The organism is Rhodococcus sp. (in: high G+C Gram-positive bacteria), from assembly GCF_049591685.1.
Classification (GTDB): Bacteria; Actinomycetota; Actinomycetes; order Mycobacteriales; family Mycobacteriaceae; genus Rhodococcoides.
Genome location: NZ_JBAWFH010000571.1, coordinates 1 through 1,826 on the forward strand (window position 1 = coordinate 1; position 1,826 = coordinate 1,826).

The 1,826-nt window shown below is 63.9% G+C and carries 1 protein-coding gene; it reads right to left on the bottom strand.

The genetic code is table 11. The features are described 5' to 3' along the window. On the bottom strand, positions 1-1,826 hold a 1,826-nt coding region (locus WBQ44_RS23570), incomplete at both ends, for a condensation domain-containing protein (RefSeq protein ID WP_495569075.1).

Below are 1,826 nucleotides of genomic sequence, written 5' to 3' on the forward strand. Positions count from 1 at the left end.
CAGCAATACACTACGTTCCGCGTCGTCGAGCAGATCGATACCGCCGACCAGTCGAGCCGGGTCGGCAACAACAGAGTCCAGTACAATACGAAAACGCTTCTCGAGGAGTGCGATCCCGGCTTCTTCAAACAGGTCGGTCGCGTAATTGAACTCGATCGACCAACCGAGACAGTCGGCAGTATCCGCCACCGCAATCTGCAGGTCAAATTTGGCTGTGCCCGCTTCGAAATCGACGGCGGACACCGACAAGTTCGGTAGTTCAAGTTTGGACTGGTCCAGGTTTTGGAATACGAACGCAACCTGAAACAGTGGATGACGCGCCGTCGACCGTGCAGGGTCAAGTATCTCGACCAGTCGCTCGAACGGAATGTCGGCGTTCGCAAAAGCTGACAGGTCTGCCTCACGGACGCAACCGAGCACTTCGTCGAAACGGGCCTGTGGGTCGACGCGGACCCGCAGGACGAGCGTGTTCACGAACATGCCGATCATGTCGTCGAGAGCGGCCTCGCCGCGCCCCGCGATGGGTGCACCGACCGCGATGTCGTCGGTACCGGACAGGCGTGCGAGCAGAACTGCGACCGCAGCATGGAAGACCATGAACGGTGTCGACCGCTGCTGCGCGGCCAGCTCTTCCACTGCGCTACGCAACGCTGCCGAGACGACGAACCGGTGCGTCGCCCCCCGATAACTCGCCACGGCAGGGCGCGGACGATCGAACGGGAGATCCAGTTGGTCCGGCAGACCGTCCAACGCGCTCTGCCAGTAGGCCTTCTGCGCGCTGATGACCGACTCGGGATCTTTCTCCGAACCGAGGATCTCGCGCTGCCACAGCGTGTAATCGGCGTAGTGCACGGGAAGTGGTTCCCAGTTCAGGTCGAGCCCGGCAGCGCGAGCGGTGTACGCCCGCACCACGTCTCGCGTCAGCGGGCCCAGCGAGAAGCCGTCGGCCGCGATGTGGTGGACGACGAACACGAGCACGTGCTCGGTCGACGACACTTCGAACAAGCAGGCACGGAACGGAACCCGCGACGTGACGTCGAAGCCCGTCATCACCAGTTCTTCGATGGCGGATGCCACTCTGTGCTCGTCGACCGGAATGGGTGCCAGATCAGGAATGACGGACCCGGTCGGAACCACCTCTTGATAGCCGACGCCGTCGATCTCCGGATAGACCGTTCGAAGCGATTCGTGCCGGGACAGCAGGTCGGCCACGGCGACGTGCAATGCATGGCGATCCAGCAGGCCGGACAGTCGGATCGCGACCGGGATGTTGTTGACCGCGGACTCTGGCTCGAGCCGGTTGAGGAACCACATTCGCTGTTGCGCCATCGACAGTGGGATGCGGTTCGGGCGGTCGCGAGGCGTGAGCGGCACGCGTGCCCCTGCGCCTACTTCCGATTCGATTCGGACGGCCAGCGAGGCGACGGTGGACACCTCGAACAGGAGACGAACCGGCACCGTGGTGTCGAGGGCAGCGCCGAGCCTTGATGCGACCTGAGTCGCGATCAACGAGTTGCCACCGAGGGCGAAGAAATCGTCGTTGGCGCCGACGCGTTCGAGGCCGAGCACGTCACCGATGACCGATGCGACTATCTCCTCGACGGGCGTCGACGGAGCCTGGTACTCGTGCACCTCGAACTCCGGATCCGGGAGGGCCTTGCGGTCCAGTTTCCCCGCAGCCCCGACCGGGAGTGCGTTCAGCTCTACGACGGCGTCGGGCACCATGTACGCCGGCAGATCGCGCGCGGCGGCATCGCGGAGATCGCCTGCGCCGATCGACAAGCCTTGCGCGGGAACGACATAGGCCACGAGACGGTTGCGGCGAA